Below are 19,558 nucleotides of genomic sequence, written 5' to 3'. Positions count from 1 at the left end.
ATACCTCACTTAAAAACACGGGAAGCGATTCCCGGCCTATTGCGACTGTTTCGGCAGTTGCCTAACTGAGAGGATTGCCCCATGGCACTCAGCGTTGAAGAAAAAGCCCAGATCGTAACTGACTACCAGCAAGCTGCTGGCGACACCGGTAGCCCGGAAGTGCAAGTTGCACTGCTGTCCGCCAACATCAACAAGCTGCAAGGCCACTTCAAGGCCAACGGTAAAGACCACCACTCGCGTCGTGGCCTGATCCGTATGGTTAACCAGCGTCGTAAGCTGCTGGATTACCTGAAGGGTAAAGATGTTAGTCGTTACAGCGCCCTGATCGGTCGCCTGGGTCTGCGTCGCTAAGCAATGCTTACGCGTAGCTGACTGCCGAAGCTGGAAGTGGGGTTTGCCCCTGCTTCCAGCTTTTGCTTTTCTGCTTTAGCTGTTTTGGACGATAGCGGGTCCGATTCCCGTAACCGCCCACACATTCTGCAAGACCCGTTTGTTCACGTTGCAGTGATAGAACGGTTGCAAGAAACGCTTTCCCCAAGGGCAACAAAGAGAAGGAAAACACCGTGAACCCGGTAATTAAGAAGTTCCAGTTCGGTCAATCGACCGTTACCCTCGAGACTGGCCGTATCGCCCGTCAAGCCTCCGGCGCAGTGCTGGTCACCGTTGACGACGACGTTGCCGTACTGGTCGCCGTAACCGGCGCCAAGACTGCCGACCCAAGCAAAGGCTTTTTCCCGCTGTCCGTGCACTACCAGGAAAAAACCTACGCAGCCGGCAAGATCCCTGGCGGTTTCTTCAAGCGTGAAGCCCGTCCTTCCGAAAAAGAAACCCTGACCTCGCGCCTGATCGACCGTCCGATCCGTCCGCTGTTCCCGGAAGGTTTCCAGAACGAAGTGCAGGTTATCTGCACCGTGGTTTCCACCAGCAAGAAGACTGATCCGGACATCGCTGCGATGATCGGTACTTCGGCTGCGCTGGCCATCTCCGGCATTCCGTTCAACGGCCCGATTGGTGCCGCGCGCGTAGCCTTCCATCCGGAAACCGGCTACCTGCTGAACCCAACCTACGAGCAGCTCAAGGCTTCCAGCCTGGACATGGTCGTAGCCGGCACCAAAGACGCCGTGCTGATGGTTGAATCGGAAGCCAAAGAGCTGACCGAAGACCAGATGCTGGGCGCCGTACTGTTCGCCCACGACGAATTCCAGGCCGTGATCCAGGCTGTTACCGAGCTGGCCGCTGAAGCTGCCAAGCCGACCTGGGATTGGTCCGCTAAGCCTGAGAACACTGCACTGCTGAGCGCTATCCGTAGCGAATTCGGCGAGGCGATCTCCCAGGCGTACACCATCACCGTCAAGCACGAGCGTTATGCCCGTCTGGGCGAGCTGCGCAATGAAATCGTTGCCAAGCTCTCCGGTGAAGAAGGCCAGCCGTCTGCTGGCGAAGTCAAAGACGCTTTCGGCGAAATCGAATATCGCACCGTGCGCGAGAACATCGTTAACGGCAAGCCGCGTATCGACGGCCGTGACACCCGCACTGTGCGTGGTCTGAACATCGAAGTCGGTGTACTGGACAAGACTCACGGTTCGGCGCTGTTCACCCGTGGCGAAACCCAGGCGCTGGTAGTCGCTACCCTCGGCACCGCGCGTGACGCACAGCTGCTCGACACCCTCGAAGGCGAGCGTAAAGACCCCTTTATGCTGCACTACAACTTCCCGCCGTACTCGGTCGGTGAGTGTGGTCGTATGGGCGCCACTGGCCGCCGCGAAATCGGTCACGGCCGTCTGGCCCGTCGTTCTATTGCCGCCATGCTGCCAGCTGCCGACGTGTTCCCGTACACCATTCGTGTGGTCTCGGAAATCACCGAGTCCAACGGTTCGTCCTCGATGGCTTCCGTTTGCGGTGCTTCCCTAGCCCTGATGGACGCCGGTGTGCCGATGAAGGCCCCGGTTGCCGGTATCGCCATGGGTCTGGTTAAGGAAGGCGAGAAATTCGCCGTGCTGACCGACATCCTCGGCGACGAAGATCACCTGGGCGACATGGACTTCAAAGTAGCCGGTACTGCCAATGGCGTTACCGCGCTGCAGATGGACATCAAGATCCAGGGCATCACCGAAGAGATCATGGAAATCGCCCTGAATCAGGCTCTGGAAGCACGCCTGAACATTCTCGGTCAGATGAACCAGGTGATCGCGCAGTCGCGTACCGAGCTGTCGGCTAACGCGCCGACCATGATCGCGATGAAGATCGACCAGGACAAGATTCGTGACGTGATCGGCAAAGGTGGTGCAACCATCCGCGCGATCTGCGAAGAAACCAAAGCGTCGATAGATATCGAAGACGACGGTTCGATCAAGATCTTCGGCGAAACCAAGGAAGCGGCCGAGGCGGCGCGTCAGCGCGTTCTGGGCATCACCGCGGAAGCCGAGATCGGCAAGATCTACGTCGGTAAGGTTGAGCGCATCGTCGACTTCGGTGCCTTCGTTAACATCCTGCCGGGCAAAGACGGTCTGGTGCACATCTCCATGCTGAGCGACGCTCGCGTTGAGAAAGTGACTGACATTCTGAAAGAAGGTCAGGAAGTTGAAGTTCTGGTACTGGACGTGGACAACCGCGGCCGTATCAAGCTGTCGATCAAGGATGTAGCTGCTGCCAAGGCATCGGGCGTTTAATCGCCGGATTGCTTACGCGCAGAACAGAGGGCCCTTCGGGGCCCTCTTTTTTTGCCTGCGAAAAACCGAACGCTCTGCAGTGCCGCAGGTGTCGTGCAATATGCCTTGTGCAGTGGGCCCCAACATGCAGATTGCACGACGGAGGCTGTCTTTGAATTTTTATAAGTTATTGATATTTATCAGTAAAAATACTTTATGTGAGTTGGCATAGCGCTTGCGATGGTACTGGGGAGGCTGCAGCTCGTAGAGGCTGCAGATTGTTCAGTACACGCAGGAGGCATTATTTATGAAAAAGCCAATCAAGCATTTCGCCGTAACCGCCATGACCGCCACCGCGCTGGGCCTGTTGCTCGCCGGGCCGGTTCTAGCTGCAGGCACCCCGACGGTGCAGCCAACCCTGCTGGCCGCCAGTGAAACCATGGATAAAGCAGAAGACGCGGTAAGCGATACCTGGATTACCAGCAAAGTGAAGTCGACCTTCCTGGCCGACAGCAGCTTGAGCGGTATCGATATCAAGGTCGAAACCAACCAGGGCGTTGTCACGCTCTCCGGGGTTGTTGCCAGCTCCGCCGAACGTGATCTGGCCATCGCCAAGGCTGGCGAGATCAAAGGCGTGAGCGCTGTCTCCGCCGAAGCACTGAAAACTGCCGAGTAACCCAAGGACGTGAGCCGGGCGAGCTGACTTCGCCTGGCAACCACTCAACGACGAGGATAATCAGATGAATGCTGACATCATTAAAGGCAAGTGGAAGCAAATCAATGGCCGCATCAAGGAGCGTTGGGGCAACCTGACCGATGACGACCTGGATGTCGCCGAAGGCCATAGCGAGTACCTGGCCGGCAAGCTGCAAGAACGCTACGGCTGGACCAAGGAAAAGGCTCAGGACGAGCTGCGTGATTTCAGCAGCAAGCTGTAATCAGGCGTAAAAAAGCCCCGCTGGCATAACCAGCGGGGCTTTTTAGTGGCTGGTCGGCAGGGCTTAGCTGCCGCGTTTACTTTCCACGCTCTTCAGTCGGCCGCCTTCGAATCGCAGGTAGTAGTTCATGCCGTTACGCGGACCATAGACCCACTCCTCGACGAGAAACTCGTTATTGCCGTGGGCATCCAGGGTGTAGCCGAGCATATCGCGGGCAATCGGTTCGCCGCATTTGCTGGCGACCTCTGTAGTGCGGTCGCCAGTGCTGGCGATGCCCTTCTCGCAGCGCAGGGTACTGGCCTGGGCGCTGGTTGCCAGAAGTAACAGGGTGAGGCTGAGTGCTATCCGTTGCATGCTGCAATGTCCTTATGGTTGGGGGAGTGTCGGGTGTTGCTAGTTACGGCGTTTGCTGTCGATCTTGATCAATCGGTTGCCTTGGAAACGCAGAAATTGGTACATGCCGTTGCGCGGCCCGTAGGACCACTCTTCGACCGCGACTTCATTGTAGAAACCGTATTGATCCAGTACTTCGCGGTAGCCGAGAAAGTCACGGCTCAGTGGTTCGCCGCATTTTCTGTTGACCTCGCTGGTGGTGTCATCAAGGCTGACCAGCCCGCTGTCGCAGCGCAGCGTTGATGAGGCCTGTGCCCAGACGGGCACCAGTATTAGCAGGGCGCTAATCAGGGCTTTCATTAGTTAGCGGCTACGACGGCGTTCGATGGCGCGCAGGCGCGTGCCCTCGAAGGTGAGAATGCTGAGCATGCCGTTATCGGGGCCGTAGACCCATTCCTCGATCTGATATTCGCGGCGTTCGTTTGGCCCGAGGGAGTAGCCGACCAGGTCGCGGAAGGCCGGCTCACCACATTTCTGCAGCACCTCGAAGCGCCGGTCATCCAGGCTTACCAGTTGGCTGCCGCAGCGCAAGGTCTCAGCCTGAGCCAGATACGATGCGCCCGCCAGGGCAAGGAGCAGCGTGGTAGCTAAAGCGCGCATATGACGAAGACCTTACTCGCTGCCGAGGTGCAGGGTGGTGGCGACGCGGCCATCGGCGTCAGCCTGTGCAATGTTGACATCCAGCAGGTAAATACGTTCGTCGGCCAGGCCGCCGCGCTCGACCAAATAGCTTTTTATTTCTGCCGCCCGTGCCTGGGCCAGCTGACGCTGCAGCAGTTCGCTCTGCGCCCAGGACTGCAGCACGGCTTCACGCATCTTCGCGCTGCGTTCGTCGTCTTTCAGTCCGGCCCATTCGGCCGGCGGTTGTTGCTTGAGGCGGGTGCGGTAGATGCCTTCGAGCAGCACCGCTTTGTCGTCTTCATCCACCACCAGTTCATTGGCCTCGGCGGGCACATCATCGCCACGGCGTTGCAGCATCTTGTACCAGGTGTTCTGGTATTCGCGCTCCAGGCGTGCCGCCGCCAGTGGCGGGCCGTCGCTGCTCTGCGCGCTCATGCCTTCGATTTCCAGGCGCAGGGTCGGGCGCTCCTTCAGGGCGCTGGCCAGGGTATCCAGGGCTTTCTGCGCGTCGGCGTCGAGTTCGATTTCGCCGGCAGTGAAGCGCACGGTGCTGAGGTCGACATTGCTGCCACCGCTGACCAGGCCGCCGATAAACTTGAACGGTGCTTGCGCTGCGCGCAGTACCAGGTTGCGCAGGGTCTGCCAGACAATCGGCATCACGCTGAATTCTGGGCTGTTGAGGTTGCCCTGCACCGGCAGCTGGATCTCGATATTGCCTTTGGTGTCCTTGAGCAGGGCCACGGCCAGGCGAATCGGCAGGTCCATAGCGTCCTTGCTGTCGACTTTTTCGCCCAGCTGCAGGTCTTCGAGCAGCAATTTGTTTTCGGCGTTGAGGTTGCCCTTCTCGATCTGGTAGTGCAGGTCGAGGTTGAGCCGGCCCTTGCGGATACGGAAGCCGGCGAACTTGCCGGAGTAAGGCGTGAGGGTGGTCAGCTCGACGTTCTTGAAGCTGGTGGCGATATCCAGGCTGTTCATCGGGTCGAACGGGGTGAGCTTGCCCTTGATACTGACCGGCGCGTACTTGTCGACCTTGCCCTTGATATCAACGCTGGCAGCTTTCGGGCTCTGGTTATCCAGGGTGCCGATTTGCCCATTGAGCTGGCCAATCGCGGTGGCGAAGTTGGGGCGCAGGCTGAAGTCGGCAAAGTTGGCCGAACCGTCCTTGATACTGATGCCGCCGATGCGGATCGGCAGCGGCTTCTCGGCCGGTGCTTTGGCTGGGGTGGCGCCGGCCGCTTGGGGCACCAGCAGGTCGTTGATATTGGTGGTCAGGTCTTCGTTGATGATAAAGCGCACGTAAGGCTGTTGCAGTTTGACCTGGCCAATCGCCAGACCCTTGCCGTGCTGGTAATCGAGCCCTTCAACCACGACCTGTTGCCACTTGAGGAAGTCGCGGTCCTTGAGCGTGTCGAGGGTGTGCAGTTGGTTGATCTCGGCTTGCCCACCAATGCTGAAGGCCAGCGGTTCGACGCTCTGCAGGTCAACCGCTAGGTCGCTGCCGAGTTTGCCGCTGCGCAGCTCAAGACGCACGAAGGGGCTCAGGTAGGTCTGCGCCAGACGCAGGTCGATATCGCGGGTGGCAACCTGCAGCTTGGCCGTGGTCGGGGTCAGTTGCACCTGGCCGTCGGCCTTGATCTGCCCGCTCTTGTTCACCCCAGTGTCGAGCTTGAGGGCAAACGGCGAGGTGCCCAGGCTGTCGAAGTTGCTCAGATCGAGGTTGAGTGGTGCCAGATCGATTTTGACTTCCGCGCCGCCGGCGCGGTCGGCCAGATGCACCTGATAGTCGCGCAATTGCACGTCACGCAGGATTACCTGCCAGGGTTTGCTGGGCTCTTGCGGTTGGCCTGCAGTGGCGGTTTCCAGGTCGGCGGATTGCTCTGCGGTGGTCGGTTCGCTTGGCTCTTTTAGCGGCTCGGGTTCTGTTGCTGCCGAGCCTGCGCCACCCTCATTTGGAGCTGGAGCTGGAGCTGGAGCTGGAGCTGGTTTAGCAGGTTGGCTGGCCAGCAGTTTTTGCCAGTCGAGTTGGCCATCGGCCTCACGCGCGGCCCAGGTTTCCAGCTTCTGACTCCGAATCTTGCCAACGATGACCTGTTGCTTGGCCAGGTCCACGCTGGTTTCGCTGATATCCAGGCTTTCCAGGCGCAACAGCGGTTTGTCCGCCGGGCTCTTGATGGCAAAGCTGCTGACGCTGAGCTGGGTGTTGCTCAGCAGCAGTTCGGTGCCTTTGGCCAGGTTCAGGCTGTAGTCGCTGCTGAGGTTGACGGTGCCGTCCTCCAGAACCAGCGGCAGCGCATCGCGTACATAGGGCCACACGCCTTTCAGCTTGCCGTCGGTGACTTTCAGGCTGCCGCTGGAGCTGATCGGTACCAGGCTGATGCGCCCGGTCCAGTCGATGCGCCCGCCCTGGGGGCCGGTGGCGACCAGGCTCATGTCGGCATTGTCGTCGGGCAGGGTGCTGAGATTGAACAGCTCGAAGTTGAGGTCGTCGTAGATAAACTCGATTGGCTCGCTGGGGCGCAGGTCTTGAAAGTGCACGTTGCCGCCGCTCAGCTTGATCCGCGCGATGCGCAGCGGGAACGGCTCGCCGGCCGGTTCTTCGGCCGCAGGTTGCGGGCTGGGCGGCACTTTGAACAGCTGGGTCAGGTTAAGCCGACCGTCTTTGCCGAACAGTACTTCGCTGTGCGGCTTGTCCAGCTCGATATCGGCCAGGTGCAACACGCCGCTCCACAGGCTGTCGAGTTGCAGGTTGGCATACAGGCGTTCGAAGGCGATCTGCTGCTGGTCGGCTTCGCCAATCTGCAGACCCCAGAGGCTGAGCTCCAGGCTGAACGGGTTGAGTTGCAGGCGCTGCAGCGTGGCGGGTACTTCGGCGTATTGCGCAAGCTGCTGGTTGGCGATGCGCAGGCCGATACCGGGCAGAATCAGAAAACCCAGCAGGCTGTAGAGGGCAACGGCGATAACAATGGCGCTGGCAGCGCGCTTTATTCCTTTAAGCATAAAAACGTCATCTATCCCGACGAGAAGTGCCTTGGAGTATGGCACGCGTGCGCAGTTCCGCAGAGGCTCTACGCGGGGATTTTCTTCACGCTGGCGGAGCGTCAGAACTGCAGGATCAGGGTCTTCAGCGGCGGTTGACCATCCTGCGAGGGGAAGTCGCTGGCCGGTGGCAGCACCTGCCAATCGCGTACCGGACGGCCGAGTTTTTCCGCGCAGCGCAACACCTGTTCGCGCCAATCGGCCATGGCGACTTTTGCCAGGTTGTTGCAGCAGATCAGTACACCATCATCGGCGGTGGCGAGGATCGCTGGCTTGAGCAGGCTCTGGTAATCGCGCAGCAGATCGACGGTGCCGAAAGCGCTCTTGGCCCAGGCGGGTGGATCGAGCAGCACCAGATCGAACTGACGTTGCTCAAGGCGCGGATAGTGCGGCAGCTTCTGCCCGCGCCGCGCATTGATTGGCAGACCTGCCAGCTGGCGAATCGCCGGGAAGTAGTCCGACTGGACAAACTGCATGGGTTGCAGCTGCGGATTGAGCGCGCCATTCTCACGACCGACCGCCAGATTGCCTTCGGCAAAGTCCAGATTGACGACTTCGCTGGCTCCGCCAGCGGCCGCACTCAAACCGACGCCGCAGGTGTAGGCGAACAGGTTAAGCACCGACTTGCCTGCACTGTGCGCTTTGACCCAGCCGCGGGCGTTGCGCAGGTCGAGAAACAGCAACGGGTCTTGCCCAGCATGGCGGCCGCGCACGCGGTAGTTGAGGCCCCATTCATGGCCGATCAGGTCTTCCAGCGCCGCCGGCTCGGCCTGGTAGACCGCATCAGTGCGCTCGATCCGCGAGTTGCCCTGGGAGCGGTCGTTGTACACCAGCAGCAGTTGTGTGCCGAGGCTGGTCTGGCACTGCTCGGCCAGTTGCAGCAGCTCATCACGGCTCAGGCTCTGGTGGAAGCTCTGTACCAGCAGTTGCGGGCCGTAGCGGTCGACGGTCAGGCCGCCGGCGCCTTCTTGGCTGCCATGAAACAGGCGATAACAGTCGGTGCCTTGCTGATGTAGCTCGGCCAGCAGGTCGTGACGGTTATCCAGTGCGGCGCGCAGCGCCTGATCGAGAGAGTGCATGCGCGGCGACTCGAAAAAGGAGGGCGCGCAGTTTATCAAGATTCACCTGCCGGGACGCAGGCTCGGCAAAAACAGCAAGGGCACCCTAAGGTGCCCTTTAATTTGCGAGTGTTATTCGGTCAGACGACGCGGTTGATGCCGGTACGGTCAGCACCATCTTCGGCGATACGGTTGATGCTGGTACGGTCAAAGCCGTCGGCTGCGATACGGTTACCGCCAGTGCGGTCAGCGCCATCAGCAGCGACGCGGTTGCCACCAGTACGATCAGCACCATCTTCGGCGATACGCTTGATGCTGGTACGGTCAAAGCCGTCGGCTGCGATACGGTTAGCGCCAGTGCGATCAGCACCGTCAGCGGCTACGCGGTTACCGCCGGTGCGATCTGCACCATCTTCGGCGATGCGGTTGATGCTGGTACGGTCAAAACCATCAGCGGCGATGCGGTTGCTCAGGGTGCGTTCTGCGCCGTCTGCGGCGAAAACATTGCTGGTCAGGCTGGCGGCAAGCAGGGAAGCGATCAGGTACTTGTTCATCTGGGTGTCCTCGGAAGAGTGGGGTAAGTGGCTACGGGGCTAATGTTGCGCCGCAGCCCGACTCTTGAGAAACGCAGGTGGTCAATAGCAATCATCATTGCTGTCGATGGTAAATAAAAAAGCCGGCTCCCTGATTGATGGGGCCGGCTTTTTTGTCGCTATAACTGAGCGGTGTTATCAGGCCCGTTCGATCGCCAGTGCCACGCCCTGGCCGCCGCCGATACACAGGGTGGCGAGGCCTTTCTTGGCGTCGCGCTTGATCATCTCGTGCAGCAGTGTCACCAGCACGCGGCAGCCAGAGCCGCCAATCGGGTGGCCGAGGGCGATGGCGCCGCCGTTGACGTTGACCTTGCTGGCGTCCCAATTCAGCTCCTTGCCGACCGCCAGGGCTTGCGCGGCGAAGGCTTCGTTGGCTTCGATCAGGTCCAGGTCCGCGATGCTCCAGCCGGCTTTGGTCAGGCAACGCTGGGTGGCGCTGACCGGGCCGATGCCCATGATCGCCGGGTCCACTCCAGCGTTGGCGTAGCTGGCGATCTTCGCCAGAACCGGCAGGCCGAGGGCCTGGGCTTTGGCGGCGCTCATCAGCAGCACTGCAGAGGCACCGTCGTTAAGGCTGGAGGCGTTGCCGGCGGTGACGCTGCCGTCCTTCTTGAATGCGGGCTTGAGCTTGCCCAGTGACTCGGCGGTGGTGCCGGCACGAGGCTGCTCGTCAGTGGCGAAGGCTACTGGGTCGCCTTTGCGCTGGGGAATCATGATCGGGGTGATTTCATCAGCGAAGCGCCCGGCCTCGATAGCAGCCACGGCCTTCTGCTGCGAGGCGGCGGCGAAGGCGTCCTGCGCTTCGCGGCTGATGCCGTATTTGTCGACCAGGTTCTCGGCGGTGATGCCCATGTGGTAATCGTTGAAGGCGTCCCACAGGCCGTCGGTGATCATGGTGTCGACCAGCTTGGCGTGGCCCATGCGCAGGCCGGTGCGCGCGCCGGGCATGACGTAGGGCGCCAGGCTCATGTTTTCCATACCGCCGGCGATGATCACCTCTGCATCGCCGCAACGGATTGCCTGGGCACCGAGGTGCAGGGCTTTCAGGCCCGAGCCGCAGACCTTGTTCAGGGTCAGCGCTGGCACGGCGTGCGGCAGGCCGGCGAGGATCACCGCCTGACGCGCCGGGTTCTGCCCGCTGCCTGCAGTCAGCACCTGGCCGAGGATCACTTCGTCGACCTGCGCGCCGTCCAGGCCGGTTTGTTCCAGCAGGCGGCGGATTACCGCAGCGCCCAGTTCCGGTGCCGGGATATTGGCCAGTGAACCCTGGAAGCTGCCGATGGCGGTGCGGGTGGCGGCAACGATGACGACGTCTTGCATAACGCGATCCTCACAAGTGACAGGCGCGGCTGGCCGCGAAAGGTCGCTATGGTGGCACAGCGGCTTTGTTTACGGCCAGCTTGCGAACTGGCCGGTCAGCGTGGTGGCAGGTTCAGGCGTTTGCGCGCACGGTGGATGGCGCCGCCGCGTACCGCCCAGCGCAGCGCCGGGGCCAGGCTGTGTACACCGGCGTGGATGATTCGGCTGCTGGCCGGGCTGATCTGCTGGCCGAGCATCTGCTGCGCCCAATCCGGTAGTAGGTCGATGCCAGCCTGCATCAACAGCTTGGCTGCCGGGGCGGCGAGGGTGCTGGGTGCGGGGGCGTTGAGCAAGATACGGAGGATCTCCAGCGAGCGTTCATCACAGAGCAGCTCGGGGCGCACAGTTGCCAGGTAGGCGGCGACCTCGGCGCGCGAGCGCGGCACCTGGGTGGCGCCCAGACGCTCTGCGATCAGGGCGATTTCCGCGTAGTAGCGGTCCTGATCGGCTTCGCTCAGTTGTGGGTTGCGGTAACGCAGGTGTGCCTGGAGAAAACTGTACACCTCGGCCACATGCACCCAGGTCAGCAGCGCTGGATCACTGGCGGCATAGGTGCGGCCATCCGGGGCGGTGCCTGTGACTTTGAGGTGAATGGTCTTGACCTTGTCGATCAGCCAGTCGGCATCGGCACGCGAGCCGTACGTGGTGCCAGATATAAACTGGCCGGTGCGACGCAGGCGGCCAAGCAGGTCCTCACGAAAATTTGAGTGATCCCACACCCCGGCTAATGCCAGTGGATGCAGAGCTTGCAAGAGCAGGGCGCTGATCCCGCCGATCAGCATGCTGGTGAAGTCGCCATGCACCTGCCAACTCACCGAGTCGGGGCCGAACAGACCGGGGTCGTCCTGGGGCTTTTCGAAGTCGATTTGCCCCAAGGCTATACCGCTGAGACTAAGAACTTGGCTTTCGATACGGCGGCGAAGAAATTCCATGGAATGGTGGGTTCGTTTGCTGGTTTAGGGTGGATCGCGCTTCATCGATCCATCGGTTGGCGATCCACCCGATGGGGCTACGCCGCGCGGGGCCCTTGGAGGATGAACAGAGCATCAGCTACGTGCCTCGATACACCCTACATCCTAGCGTGCGGTTATCGGTTCAGGCGCTGCTCGATCAAACCGTCGACCACCGTCGGGTCGGCCAGAGTCGAGGTGTCACCCATATTTTCAAGCTCGTTGCAGGCGATCTTGCGCAGGATGCGCCGCATGATCTTGCCCGAGCGGGTCTTCGGCAGGCCCGGTGTCCACTGGATCAGCTCGGGTTTAGCGAAGCTGCCGATTTCCTTACCGACCAGGGCCAGCAGTTCTTGCTTCAGCGCATCGTTGATTTCCACGCCGTTCATCGGTGTGACGAAGGCATAGATGCCCTGGCCTTTGAGGTCATGCGAGTAACCGACCACGGCGGCTTCGGCGACGGCGTCGTGCAGCACCAGGGCGCTTTCCACTTCGGCGGTGCCGATGCGGTGGCCGGAAACGTTGATCACGTCATCCACCCGGCCGGTGATCCAGTAGTAACCGTCCTCGTCGCGGCGCGCGCCGTCGCCGCTGAAGTAGTAACCGGGGTAGGGTTTCAGATAGGTGTCGATCATCCGCTGATGGTCGCCGTAGACGCTGCGGATCTGGCTTGGCCAGCTGTCCTTGATCGCCAGTACGCCTGACCCAGGGCCGTCTATTTCCTTGCCCTGTTCATCCAGTAGCACCGGTTGTACGCCGAAGAACGGTCGGGTCGCCGAGCCGGGTTTGAGGTCGGTGGCTCCGGGTAGTGGGGTGATCAGGATGGCGCCGGTTTCGGTCTGCCACCAGGTGTCGACGATCGGGCAGCGGCGCTCACCGACCACGTTGTAATACCACTCCCAGGCTTCCGGGTTGATCGGCTCGCCGACGCTGCCGAGCAGGCGCAGGCTAGTGCGCTCGGTGCATTCGACCGGGCCGGTGCCTTCACGCATCAGCGCGCGCAGGGCGGTGGGCGCGGTGTAGAAGATATTCACCTGGTGTTTGTCGATCACCTGCCAGAAGCGCGAGGCGCTCGGGTAGTTGGGCACGCCTTCGAAGATCAGACTGGTTGCGCCGTTGACCAACGGACCGTAGACGATATAGCTGTGCCCGGTGACCCAGCCGACGTCGGCGGTACACCAGTAGATATCGCCTTCGTGGTAGTCGAACACGTACTTGTGGGTCATCGCCGCCATCAGCAGATAGCCGCCAGTGCTGTGCAATACCCCCTTGGGTTTGCCGGTGGAGCCGGAGGTGTAGAGGATAAACAGCGGGTCTTCGGCGTCCATCGGCTCCGGTGGGCAATCGCCGTCGGCGTCGCGCAGGGCTTCGTGGTACCAGATATCGCGGCCCTCCACCCAGTCGATCTCGCCCTGGGTGCGTTCGACCACCACCACCGTGCTGACTGCCGGGCAGCTCTGCAGGGCCTTGTCGACATTGGCCTTGAGCGCCACGTACTTGCCGCCGCGCACGCCTTCATCGGCGGTAATCACCGTGTGGCAGTCGGAGTCGAGGATGCGGTCGCGCAATGCGTCCGGGGAGAAACCGCCGAACACCACCGAATGCACCGCGCCGATGCGCGTGCAGGCCAGCATGGCGTAGGTGGCCTCGGGGATCATCGGCATATAGATGCACACACGGTCGCCCTTTTTCACCCCACGGCTTTTCAGCACGTTAGCCAGGCGACTGACGTTGTGGTGCAGCTTTTTGTAGGTGATATGCGCCGATTCGCTGGGGTTGTCGCCTTCCCAGATCAGTGCAATCTGCTCGCCGCGCTTTTCCAGGTGGCGGTCGATGCAGTTGTAGCTGACGTTCAGCTGGCCACCCTTGAACCAGGAGCCCTGGCCGCTGAGCAGATCACCCTGCTGCACGCTGGTCCAGGGTTTGCTCCAGTCGAGGAAGGCCTTGGCCTGTTCGGCCCAGAAGATTTCCGGCTGCTCGATCGACTGCTGGTAAAGACGCAGGTAGTCGTCGTTGTCCAGGTGGGCGCGTTGGCGCACGGCGTCGGGCACGGGGTGGCGGGTAATTTCGAACATGGCGGGTCCTTGTTGTTGTGTTCCGCAATGCCCGTAAGGGTGCACCCAAGCGGGTGCTTGGTTCAAGTGTTGTGGCCGCTCAAGGCGGCGAGACCGGCCCAAGGTAGGGGCTGGGGTATTCCAGCTGCAGGGCAACCAGGCGCGCAGTCGCAGGGCCATGCCGGTTGGCGATATTTTCCAGAGCCTGCTGCAGGGCATGGCTTGCTGGGCCGTTGGCGATGCTAAGGCTGCGCATGCGCGGCTCGCTGTGCGCGCGGTCAGGGATCAGACGCAGGCCGCTGCGCGTCACCAGCGGCGCCGTAGCGATGCTTAGCACCTGTGAGCGGTAGGTGCGCGCCTGGGCATCGGCAGTCAGGGCCAGGGCGATTTCGTCGACCCCGGTATGCACGGGTATGGCCAGGGTTTCATGGGCCCAGAACGCCAGCCAGTTGCCGGCCAGGGTCAGATAGTCGGCGCGGTTTAGGGTGAAGGGGCGGCTGTCGTGGGCGGCTGACCAGTCGGGCAAACCCAGTTCAGCAGCCAGCTGCTGCGCCCGTGCCTGCCCGGCAATGGCCTCGACCAAAGCCAGGGATACCGGCATGGCGGCGCTAACCCCCGAGCTGCTGATCATCGCGCCATCGACCACATAGCGGCGCTGCTCCAGCCATTGGGTTTGCGGGAATTGTGCACGGCGTTCGCTGGCCGAATACCAATGCCCGGTTGCGCGTCGCCCATCGAGCAGGCCGGCGTGGGTCAGGCTGAATACGCCATCGCAGATGCCCAGCACAGTCGCGCCCTTGCTCGCCTGTGCGCGAATCCAGGTGAGCAGGCTCGGATCGTCGTTGTGGTGAGTCGCCGCGACGATCAGGTAATCGGCGCCCTGCGGATAGCGTGCGTCGAACTCGGCCGTGCTGGCGTCGGTGGCAAAGCTTAATGCCGGCAGCATCTTGATGGTGCCTGGTTCGGGGGCGACGGCCAGCACCTCGGCGATATCGGCGCGCTTGAGAATCCCGTAGGGCACCACAAAGTCGACCAGTTCGGTCATGCGGTTCTCACCCAGCACGGCAATCACCGGGCGTATGCGGCCGTGGCGCGGCACATAGGTGGCGATGGCTTCGTCGGTTATCTGCAGCGAGGTTGCGGCGCGCACGGTGGCTGTATCGAGCAATAGGCTTAGGCACAGGCTGAGCAGCAGAAGGCGAATAGGCATGGGCAGTCTCCGGTCGAGGTTTGAGTCTCGTCGGGATGCGTTTGGCAGTAATGCCATTGTTGAGTGAATATCTGCCAGTACCGCACGCTCGCGCGCCTTTGAGCCGGTGCCAAGGATGATTGATATGCGCGAATTACCCCTGCCGACGTCCGCTGATTTGCAGGACGTTCTGCTGCTGGTCTTCGACAATTTCCAGCTGCTCGATGCCAGTGGGCCGCTGGAAGTCTTTGCCGTGGTCAATGATCGTCTGGCGGCTGCCGGCTTGCTGCCGCGTTATCGCTTGCGCTTGGTCTCGCAACACGGCGGCGAGGTGCGTGCTTCGGCGGGTGTGGTGGTGCTGACCGAACCCTTACCGCCGGTTGCTCAACTGGCTGGGGCGACGCTGCTGGTGGCCGGTGGTTTCGGCGTGATGCAGGCGCTGGCTGGCGGGCAGCTGGCCGCCTGGTTGCGGCAGGCCGCCGAGCAGTTGGCGCGCTGTTGTTCGGTCTGTACCGGGGCCTTTCTGCTGGGCCAGGCCGGGCTGCTCGATGGGCGTATGGCGGTTACCCATTGGCGCTATGTCGAGCTGCTGCAGCGCAGCTTTGCGCATATCGAGGTATGCGCCGACGCGCTGTTTATCAAGGATGGCAACTGCTACAGCTCGGCCGGAGTGACCGCCGGGATTGACCTGTGTCTGGCGCTGGTAGAAGAGGACTGTGGGCCGACAATGGCCCTGGATGTGGCCAAGGACCTGGTGCTACCGCTCAGGCGCAGCGGCGGGCAACGTCAGTTCAGTGCCGAGTTGCTGGCGCAGGGCGGGGCGCCAGGCGGGCTGGCGGCAAGCCTCAAACAATGGCTGCAGCCCAGGCTGCAACAGCGGTTGGATAACGAGGCCATCGCAGCGGGGCTGGCGCTGTCGGTGCGCACCTTGCATCGCCGTTGCCGTGAGGAGCTGCAGATGACACCGGGGCATTATCTGCAGCAGCTGCGCCTGGAGGCGGCTTGTCGCCAGCTGGAGCAGGGCGCCCGCTCCCTCAAACGAGTGGCTGAGCAGTGCGGCTTTGTTTCGCTGTACAACTTGCGGCGCTGCTTCAGCCAGCATCTGGGGGTTACCCCAGATGAGTATCGTCAGCGCTTCTGTCGCAGTTAGCCGCGATGACGCTCGCGGAAGTGCTGGATCAAGCCCTGGGTCGAGGCGTCGCTGGCCGGCGTGTCGAGCTGACCAGTGAGACGCTGGTAGACGCCCTGACCGAGTTCCTTGCCTAGCTCGACGCCCCATTGGTCGAAGGCGTTGATACCCCAGATGGCGCTCTGCACAAACACCTTGTGTTCATACAGCGCGACCAGCGCACCCAGGTTAAACGGGTCAACCCGGTTGAGCGCTAGGATATTGCTCGGGCGGTTGCCGGGAATCATCTTGTGCGGCGCCAGGCGTTGCACCTCGGCCTCGTCCAGGCCTTTGCCACGCAGCTCGGCCTCAGCCTCGGCGCGGGTCTTGCCGTGCATCAGCGCCTGGCTCTGCGAGAGACAGTTGGCAAACAGCCATTGGTGGTGGTCGGCCAGCGGGCTGAAGCTGTTCACCGGCACGATAAAGTCCGCCGGAATCAGCTCGGTGCCCTGGTGCAGGAGCTGGTGGTAAGCGTGCTGGCCGTTGCAGCCAACGCCGCCCCAGATCACCGGCCCGGTGCTGAAGTTCACGGGGCTGCCGTCCTGGCGCACGCTTTTGCCGTTGGACTCCATATCCAGCTGCTGCAGGTGCTTGGTGAAGTTACGCAGGTAGTGGTCGTAGGGCAGGATTGCTTGGCTTTTCGCGCCCCAGAAGTTGCCGTACCAGATACCCAGCAGGGCCATCAGCACGGGCATGTTCTCGGCCAGCGGCGCCTGGGTGAAGTGCTGGTCCATGGCGTAGGCGCCGGCCAGCAGTTCCTTGAAGTTGGAGATGCCGATGGCCAGGGCAATCGGCAAGCCGATGGCCGACCACAGCGAATAGCGCCCGCCAACCCAGTCCCACATCGGGAAGATGTTTTCCGCCTTGATGCCGAAATCGATGGCGGCAGTCGGGTTGCTGGTCACCGCAATAAAGTGTTTGTGCAGCTCGGCTTCCGGGCCGCCCAAGGCCAGGTACCAGTCGCGTGCGGCCAGGGCGTTTTTCAGGGTTTCCAGGGTGCCAAAGGATTTCGACGAGACGATAAACAGGGTGGTCTGCGGGTTGAGGCGGGCGGTCAGCTCACGGAACTCGCTGCCGTCGATATTGGCCAGGTAATGGCAGCGCACGCCGCGCTGGGTAAAGGGCCGCAGCGCTTCGGACATCAGCTGCGGGCCGAGGAATGAGCCACCGATGCCGATATTCACCACTTCGGTGATCGGCTTGTCGCTGTAGCCGCGCCACAGGCCGCTGTGCACGCGGCTGACCAGTTCGGTCATCTGATGCAGCACGCGATGCACTTGCGGAATCAGGTCAACACCGTCGAGTTTCAGGCTGCGGCCAATCGGGCTGCGCAGGGCCGTGTGCAGTGCGGCACGCCCTTCAGAGGCATTGACCTGATCGCCCGTAAACAGCGCTTGAATAGACTCCTGCAGCTGGGTCTGTTCGGCCAGTTGCACCAACAGGGCCAGGGTCTTTTCGTCGATCAGGTTCTTCGAGTAATCCAGCAGCAGGCCACAGCTGCTCAGGGAGAAGCGGTTAAAGCGTTGCGCATCACTGGCAAAGGCCTCACGCATGCTGAAGTCGTTCATCTGCTCGCGCTGCTCGCGTAGCGCCTGCCAGGCGGGCAGGCTGGTGACGTCATGCGGCTGCTGGAAATAGGCCATTGGTGCGTGTTCCTTGCTCTGGGTTCGACGATTCATGCAAAAAAGCCCGGAGTGATCCGGGCCTTGAGTGTAACTGGCGGGTGGGGGCCAGCATCTACGCAGTAGATCAGCCTGGAGTATCGAGGTCGAAGGCCAGGTTGTCGATCAGTCGGGTGCTGCCAATAAAGGCGGCCACGAGAATGACCAGCTGACGATCATCGGCGCTGGCCGGGCGCAGGCTGTTGGCTTCGCGTACTTCCAGGTAGTCCGGGCGAAAACCGGCGGCGCTGTGTTGCTGCTGCGCCGCCGCAACCAGCTTGGCGTAGTCGCGGTCGCCGGTGCGAATTGCCGCGCTCATCTCCTGCAATGAACGGTACAGCACAGGCGCCGCTTCACGCTGTTCGGCGTTCAGGTAGCCGTTGCGCGAAGACAGCGCCAGGCCATCTTCGGCGCGTACGGTGGGCTCGCCGATAATCTGGATCGGCATATTTAGGTCACGTACCAGGGTGCGAATCACCGCCAGTTGCTGAAAATCTTTCTGGCCGAAAATTGCCAGGTCCGGCTGCACCATGTTGAACAGCTTGCTGACTACGGTGGCGACGCCTTCGAAGTGCCCTGGGCGACTGGCGCCGCACAGGCCTTCGGAAACCCCTGGCACGCTGACGCGGGTCTGACCGTCCATGCCGTGCGGATACATATCTTCAACATCCGGGGTGAACAGCAGGTGGCAACCGGCTTCGACCAGTTTTTCCTGATCGGCGAGCAGGGTGCGTGGGTACTTGTCGAGGTCTTCGCTGGGGCCGAACTGCAACGGGTTGACGAAGATGCTGGCGACCACAAAATCGGCGCGCTGGGCGGCTTTTTCTACCAGTGCGGCATGGCCGGCATGCAGGTTGCCCATGGTCGGTACGAAGGCGATCTGTTTGCCTTCGGCGCGAGCCTGGGCGACAGCGGCGCGCAACTCGCGCACGCTTTTAACTGTGTTCATGCAGAAAATCCGTGTTCGGCTGCTGGGAAGCTCTGGTCTTTGACCGCTTTGACGTAGGCGCTGATGGCGTGCTGGATGCTGCTCTGGCCGGCCATAAAGTTCTTCACGAACTTCGGCGTGCGGCCGCTCAGGGATAGGCCGAGCATGTCGTGCAGCACCAGCACCTGGCCGTCGGTTGCGCCGCCGGCGCCGATGCCGATCACCGGGATTTTCACCGCCTGGCTGATTTCAGCGGCCAGTTCACTGGGCACGCATTCAAGCAACAGCATGGCCGCGCCGGCCTGCTCCAGCGCCATGGCGTCGGCGCGCATCTGCCGCGCCTGGGCCTCTTGGCGGCCTTGTACCTTGTAGCCACCGAGGATGTTGACCGCCTGCGGGGTCAAACCCAGGTGCGCGCACACCGGGACGCCGCGTTCGGCCAATTGGCGAATCGGCTCAGCCAGCCAGGCGGCACCTTCGAGCTTGACCATATGCGCACCAGCCTGCATCAACGCAGCGCTGTTGTTGAGGGTCTGCTCAATGGTGGCGTAGGCCATAAACGGCAGGTCGGCGAGGATCAGCGCGCCCTGGTTGCCACGTTTAACGCTGGCAGTGTGGTACGCCATCTCGGCGACAGTGACGGGCAGCGTGCTGTCATGGCCTTGCAAGACCATACCGAGGGAATCGCCCACCAGCAGCACATCGACACCGGCCTGGCAGGCCGTCTGGGCGAACGTGGCGTCATAGCAGGTCAGCATGGCGATTTTCTCGCCGCTCTGCTTGAGGCTTTGCAGGGTGGTCAGGGTTACATCAGGCATGAAAACTGTCCTCACTCAGGCGTTCAGTCAGCAGTTGTGCTGCTTCAAGTTGGCCTGCATTGGCCTCGAATTGCACCGGTGCGGGGCAACGGGACGCCTATAGTCCTGATGGGGGGGCTCGAAGTCAATTGCAGGTGTTACCGG

General features: G+C 61.7%; 18 protein-coding genes. 5 read left to right on the top strand and 13 right to left on the bottom strand.

What is annotated here, in order from left to right; genetic code table 11:
• The first annotated feature begins 81 nt into the window (after positions 1 to 81).
• The 4 genes from rpsO (at position 82) to P3C18_RS09805 (ending at position 3,586) form a co-directional block, all read left to right on the top strand.
• Complete coding sequence (gene rpsO / locus P3C18_RS09820) at positions 82 to 351, top strand: 30S ribosomal protein S15 (protein ID WP_275961681.1); 270 nt, start codon at positions 82 to 84, stop codon at positions 349 to 351.
• A 212-nt stretch (positions 352 to 563) separates the two neighbouring features.
• The gene (gene pnp / locus P3C18_RS09815; RefSeq protein WP_275961680.1) at positions 564 to 2,669 is read left to right on the top strand and encodes a polyribonucleotide nucleotidyltransferase; all 2,106 of its coding nucleotides are present in this window, start codon (positions 564 to 566) and stop codon (positions 2,667 to 2,669) included.
• Positions 2,670 to 2,955: 286 nt separating this feature from the next.
• Entirely contained in the window at positions 2,956 to 3,324 is a 369-nt protein-coding gene (locus tag P3C18_RS09810) for a BON domain-containing protein (protein WP_275961679.1), read from the top strand.
• Between the two features lie 64 nt (positions 3,325 to 3,388).
• Entirely contained in the window at positions 3,389 to 3,586 is a 198-nt protein-coding gene (locus tag P3C18_RS09805; protein ID WP_257777519.1) for a CsbD family protein, read from the top strand.
• A gap of 63 nt (positions 3,587 to 3,649) precedes the next feature.
• On the opposite strand, the gene P3C18_RS09800 is transcribed toward P3C18_RS09805, so the two are convergent.
• From P3C18_RS09800 to P3C18_RS09755, 10 genes are all read right to left on the bottom strand, one after another.
• The gene (locus tag P3C18_RS09800) at positions 3,650 to 3,940 is read right to left on the bottom strand and encodes a DUF2845 domain-containing protein (protein WP_275961678.1); all 291 of its coding nucleotides are present in this window, start codon (positions 3,938 to 3,940) and stop codon (positions 3,650 to 3,652) included.
• Between the two features lie 39 nt (positions 3,941 to 3,979).
• Positions 3,980 to 4,279, bottom strand: coding sequence for a DUF2845 domain-containing protein (locus tag P3C18_RS09795; protein WP_275961677.1), 300 nt, complete (start codon positions 4,277 to 4,279; stop codon positions 3,980 to 3,982).
• A gap of 3 nt (positions 4,280 to 4,282) precedes the next feature.
• Positions 4,283 to 4,579: a DUF2845 domain-containing protein gene (locus P3C18_RS09790; protein WP_275961676.1), complete on the bottom strand. Its 297-nt coding sequence runs from the start codon at positions 4,577 to 4,579 to the stop codon at positions 4,283 to 4,285.
• 12 nt (positions 4,580 to 4,591) lie between these two features.
• A complete protein-coding gene (locus tag P3C18_RS09785) occupies positions 4,592 to 7,597 on the bottom strand; it encodes a DUF748 domain-containing protein (protein WP_275961675.1) in 3,006 nt (1,001 codons plus the stop codon).
• A 101-nt stretch (positions 7,598 to 7,698) separates the two neighbouring features.
• Positions 7,699 to 8,715 carry a class I SAM-dependent methyltransferase gene (locus P3C18_RS09780; protein ID WP_275961674.1) on the bottom strand — a complete coding sequence of 339 codons (1,017 nt, stop codon included), beginning with the start codon at positions 8,713 to 8,715 and terminating at the stop codon, positions 7,699 to 7,701.
• A gap of 119 nt (positions 8,716 to 8,834) precedes the next feature.
• Positions 8,835 to 9,248, bottom strand: coding sequence for a phage infection protein (locus P3C18_RS09775; RefSeq protein WP_275961673.1), 414 nt, complete (start codon positions 9,246 to 9,248; stop codon positions 8,835 to 8,837).
• A 177-nt stretch (positions 9,249 to 9,425) separates the two neighbouring features.
• Positions 9,426 to 10,607, bottom strand: coding sequence for an acetyl-CoA C-acetyltransferase (locus tag P3C18_RS09770; RefSeq protein WP_275961672.1), 1,182 nt, complete (start codon positions 10,605 to 10,607; stop codon positions 9,426 to 9,428).
• 95 nt (positions 10,608 to 10,702) lie between these two features.
• On the bottom strand, positions 10,703 to 11,578 hold the full coding sequence (locus tag P3C18_RS09765; RefSeq protein WP_275961671.1) for an oxygenase MpaB family protein: 876 nt from the start codon (positions 11,576 to 11,578) through the stop codon (positions 10,703 to 10,705).
• A 155-nt stretch (positions 11,579 to 11,733) separates the two neighbouring features.
• Positions 11,734 to 13,671: an acetate--CoA ligase gene (acs, locus tag P3C18_RS09760; RefSeq protein WP_275961670.1), complete on the bottom strand. Its 1,938-nt coding sequence runs from the start codon at positions 13,669 to 13,671 to the stop codon at positions 11,734 to 11,736.
• A gap of 79 nt (positions 13,672 to 13,750) precedes the next feature.
• Complete coding sequence (locus P3C18_RS09755) at positions 13,751 to 14,860, bottom strand: DJ-1/PfpI family protein (RefSeq protein ID WP_275961669.1); 1,110 nt, start codon at positions 14,858 to 14,860, stop codon at positions 13,751 to 13,753.
• Positions 14,861 to 14,984: 124 nt separating this feature from the next.
• Here P3C18_RS09755 and P3C18_RS09750 point away from each other — a divergent pair, with 124 nt between their 5' ends.
• Positions 14,985 to 15,989 (top strand): GlxA family transcriptional regulator, encoded by a 1,005-nt coding sequence (locus tag P3C18_RS09750; protein WP_275961668.1) that lies wholly within the window; start codon positions 14,985 to 14,987, stop codon positions 15,987 to 15,989.
• Here the strand turns inward: P3C18_RS09750 and pgi are convergent.
• The 3 genes from pgi to panB all read right to left on the bottom strand — a co-directional run bounded on the left by pgi (position 15,986) and on the right by panB (position 19,414).
• Positions 15,986 to 17,650, bottom strand: a complete 1,665-nt coding sequence (gene pgi / locus P3C18_RS09745) for a glucose-6-phosphate isomerase (RefSeq protein WP_275962042.1) — start codon at positions 17,648 to 17,650, stop codon at positions 15,986 to 15,988. The genes P3C18_RS09750 and pgi overlap by 4 nt on opposite strands.
• Before the next feature lie 106 nt (positions 17,651 to 17,756).
• The gene (gene panC / locus P3C18_RS09740; protein ID WP_275961667.1) at positions 17,757 to 18,617 is read right to left on the bottom strand and encodes a pantoate--beta-alanine ligase; all 861 of its coding nucleotides are present in this window, start codon (positions 18,615 to 18,617) and stop codon (positions 17,757 to 17,759) included.
• Positions 18,614 to 19,414: a 3-methyl-2-oxobutanoate hydroxymethyltransferase gene (panB, locus tag P3C18_RS09735; RefSeq protein ID WP_275961666.1), complete on the bottom strand. Its 801-nt coding sequence runs from the start codon at positions 19,412 to 19,414 to the stop codon at positions 18,614 to 18,616. Before panB ends, panC begins: the two co-directional genes overlap by 4 nt.
• Positions 19,415 to 19,558 lie beyond the last annotated feature (144 nt).

The sequence above is a fragment of the Pseudomonas sp. 1928-m genome (assembly GCF_029269135.1).
GTDB lineage: Bacteria > Pseudomonadota > Gammaproteobacteria > Pseudomonadales > Pseudomonadaceae > Aquipseudomonas.
The sequence above is the reverse complement of the archived record's forward strand: the minus strand, read 5'-3'. Positions and strand labels throughout refer to the sequence as shown.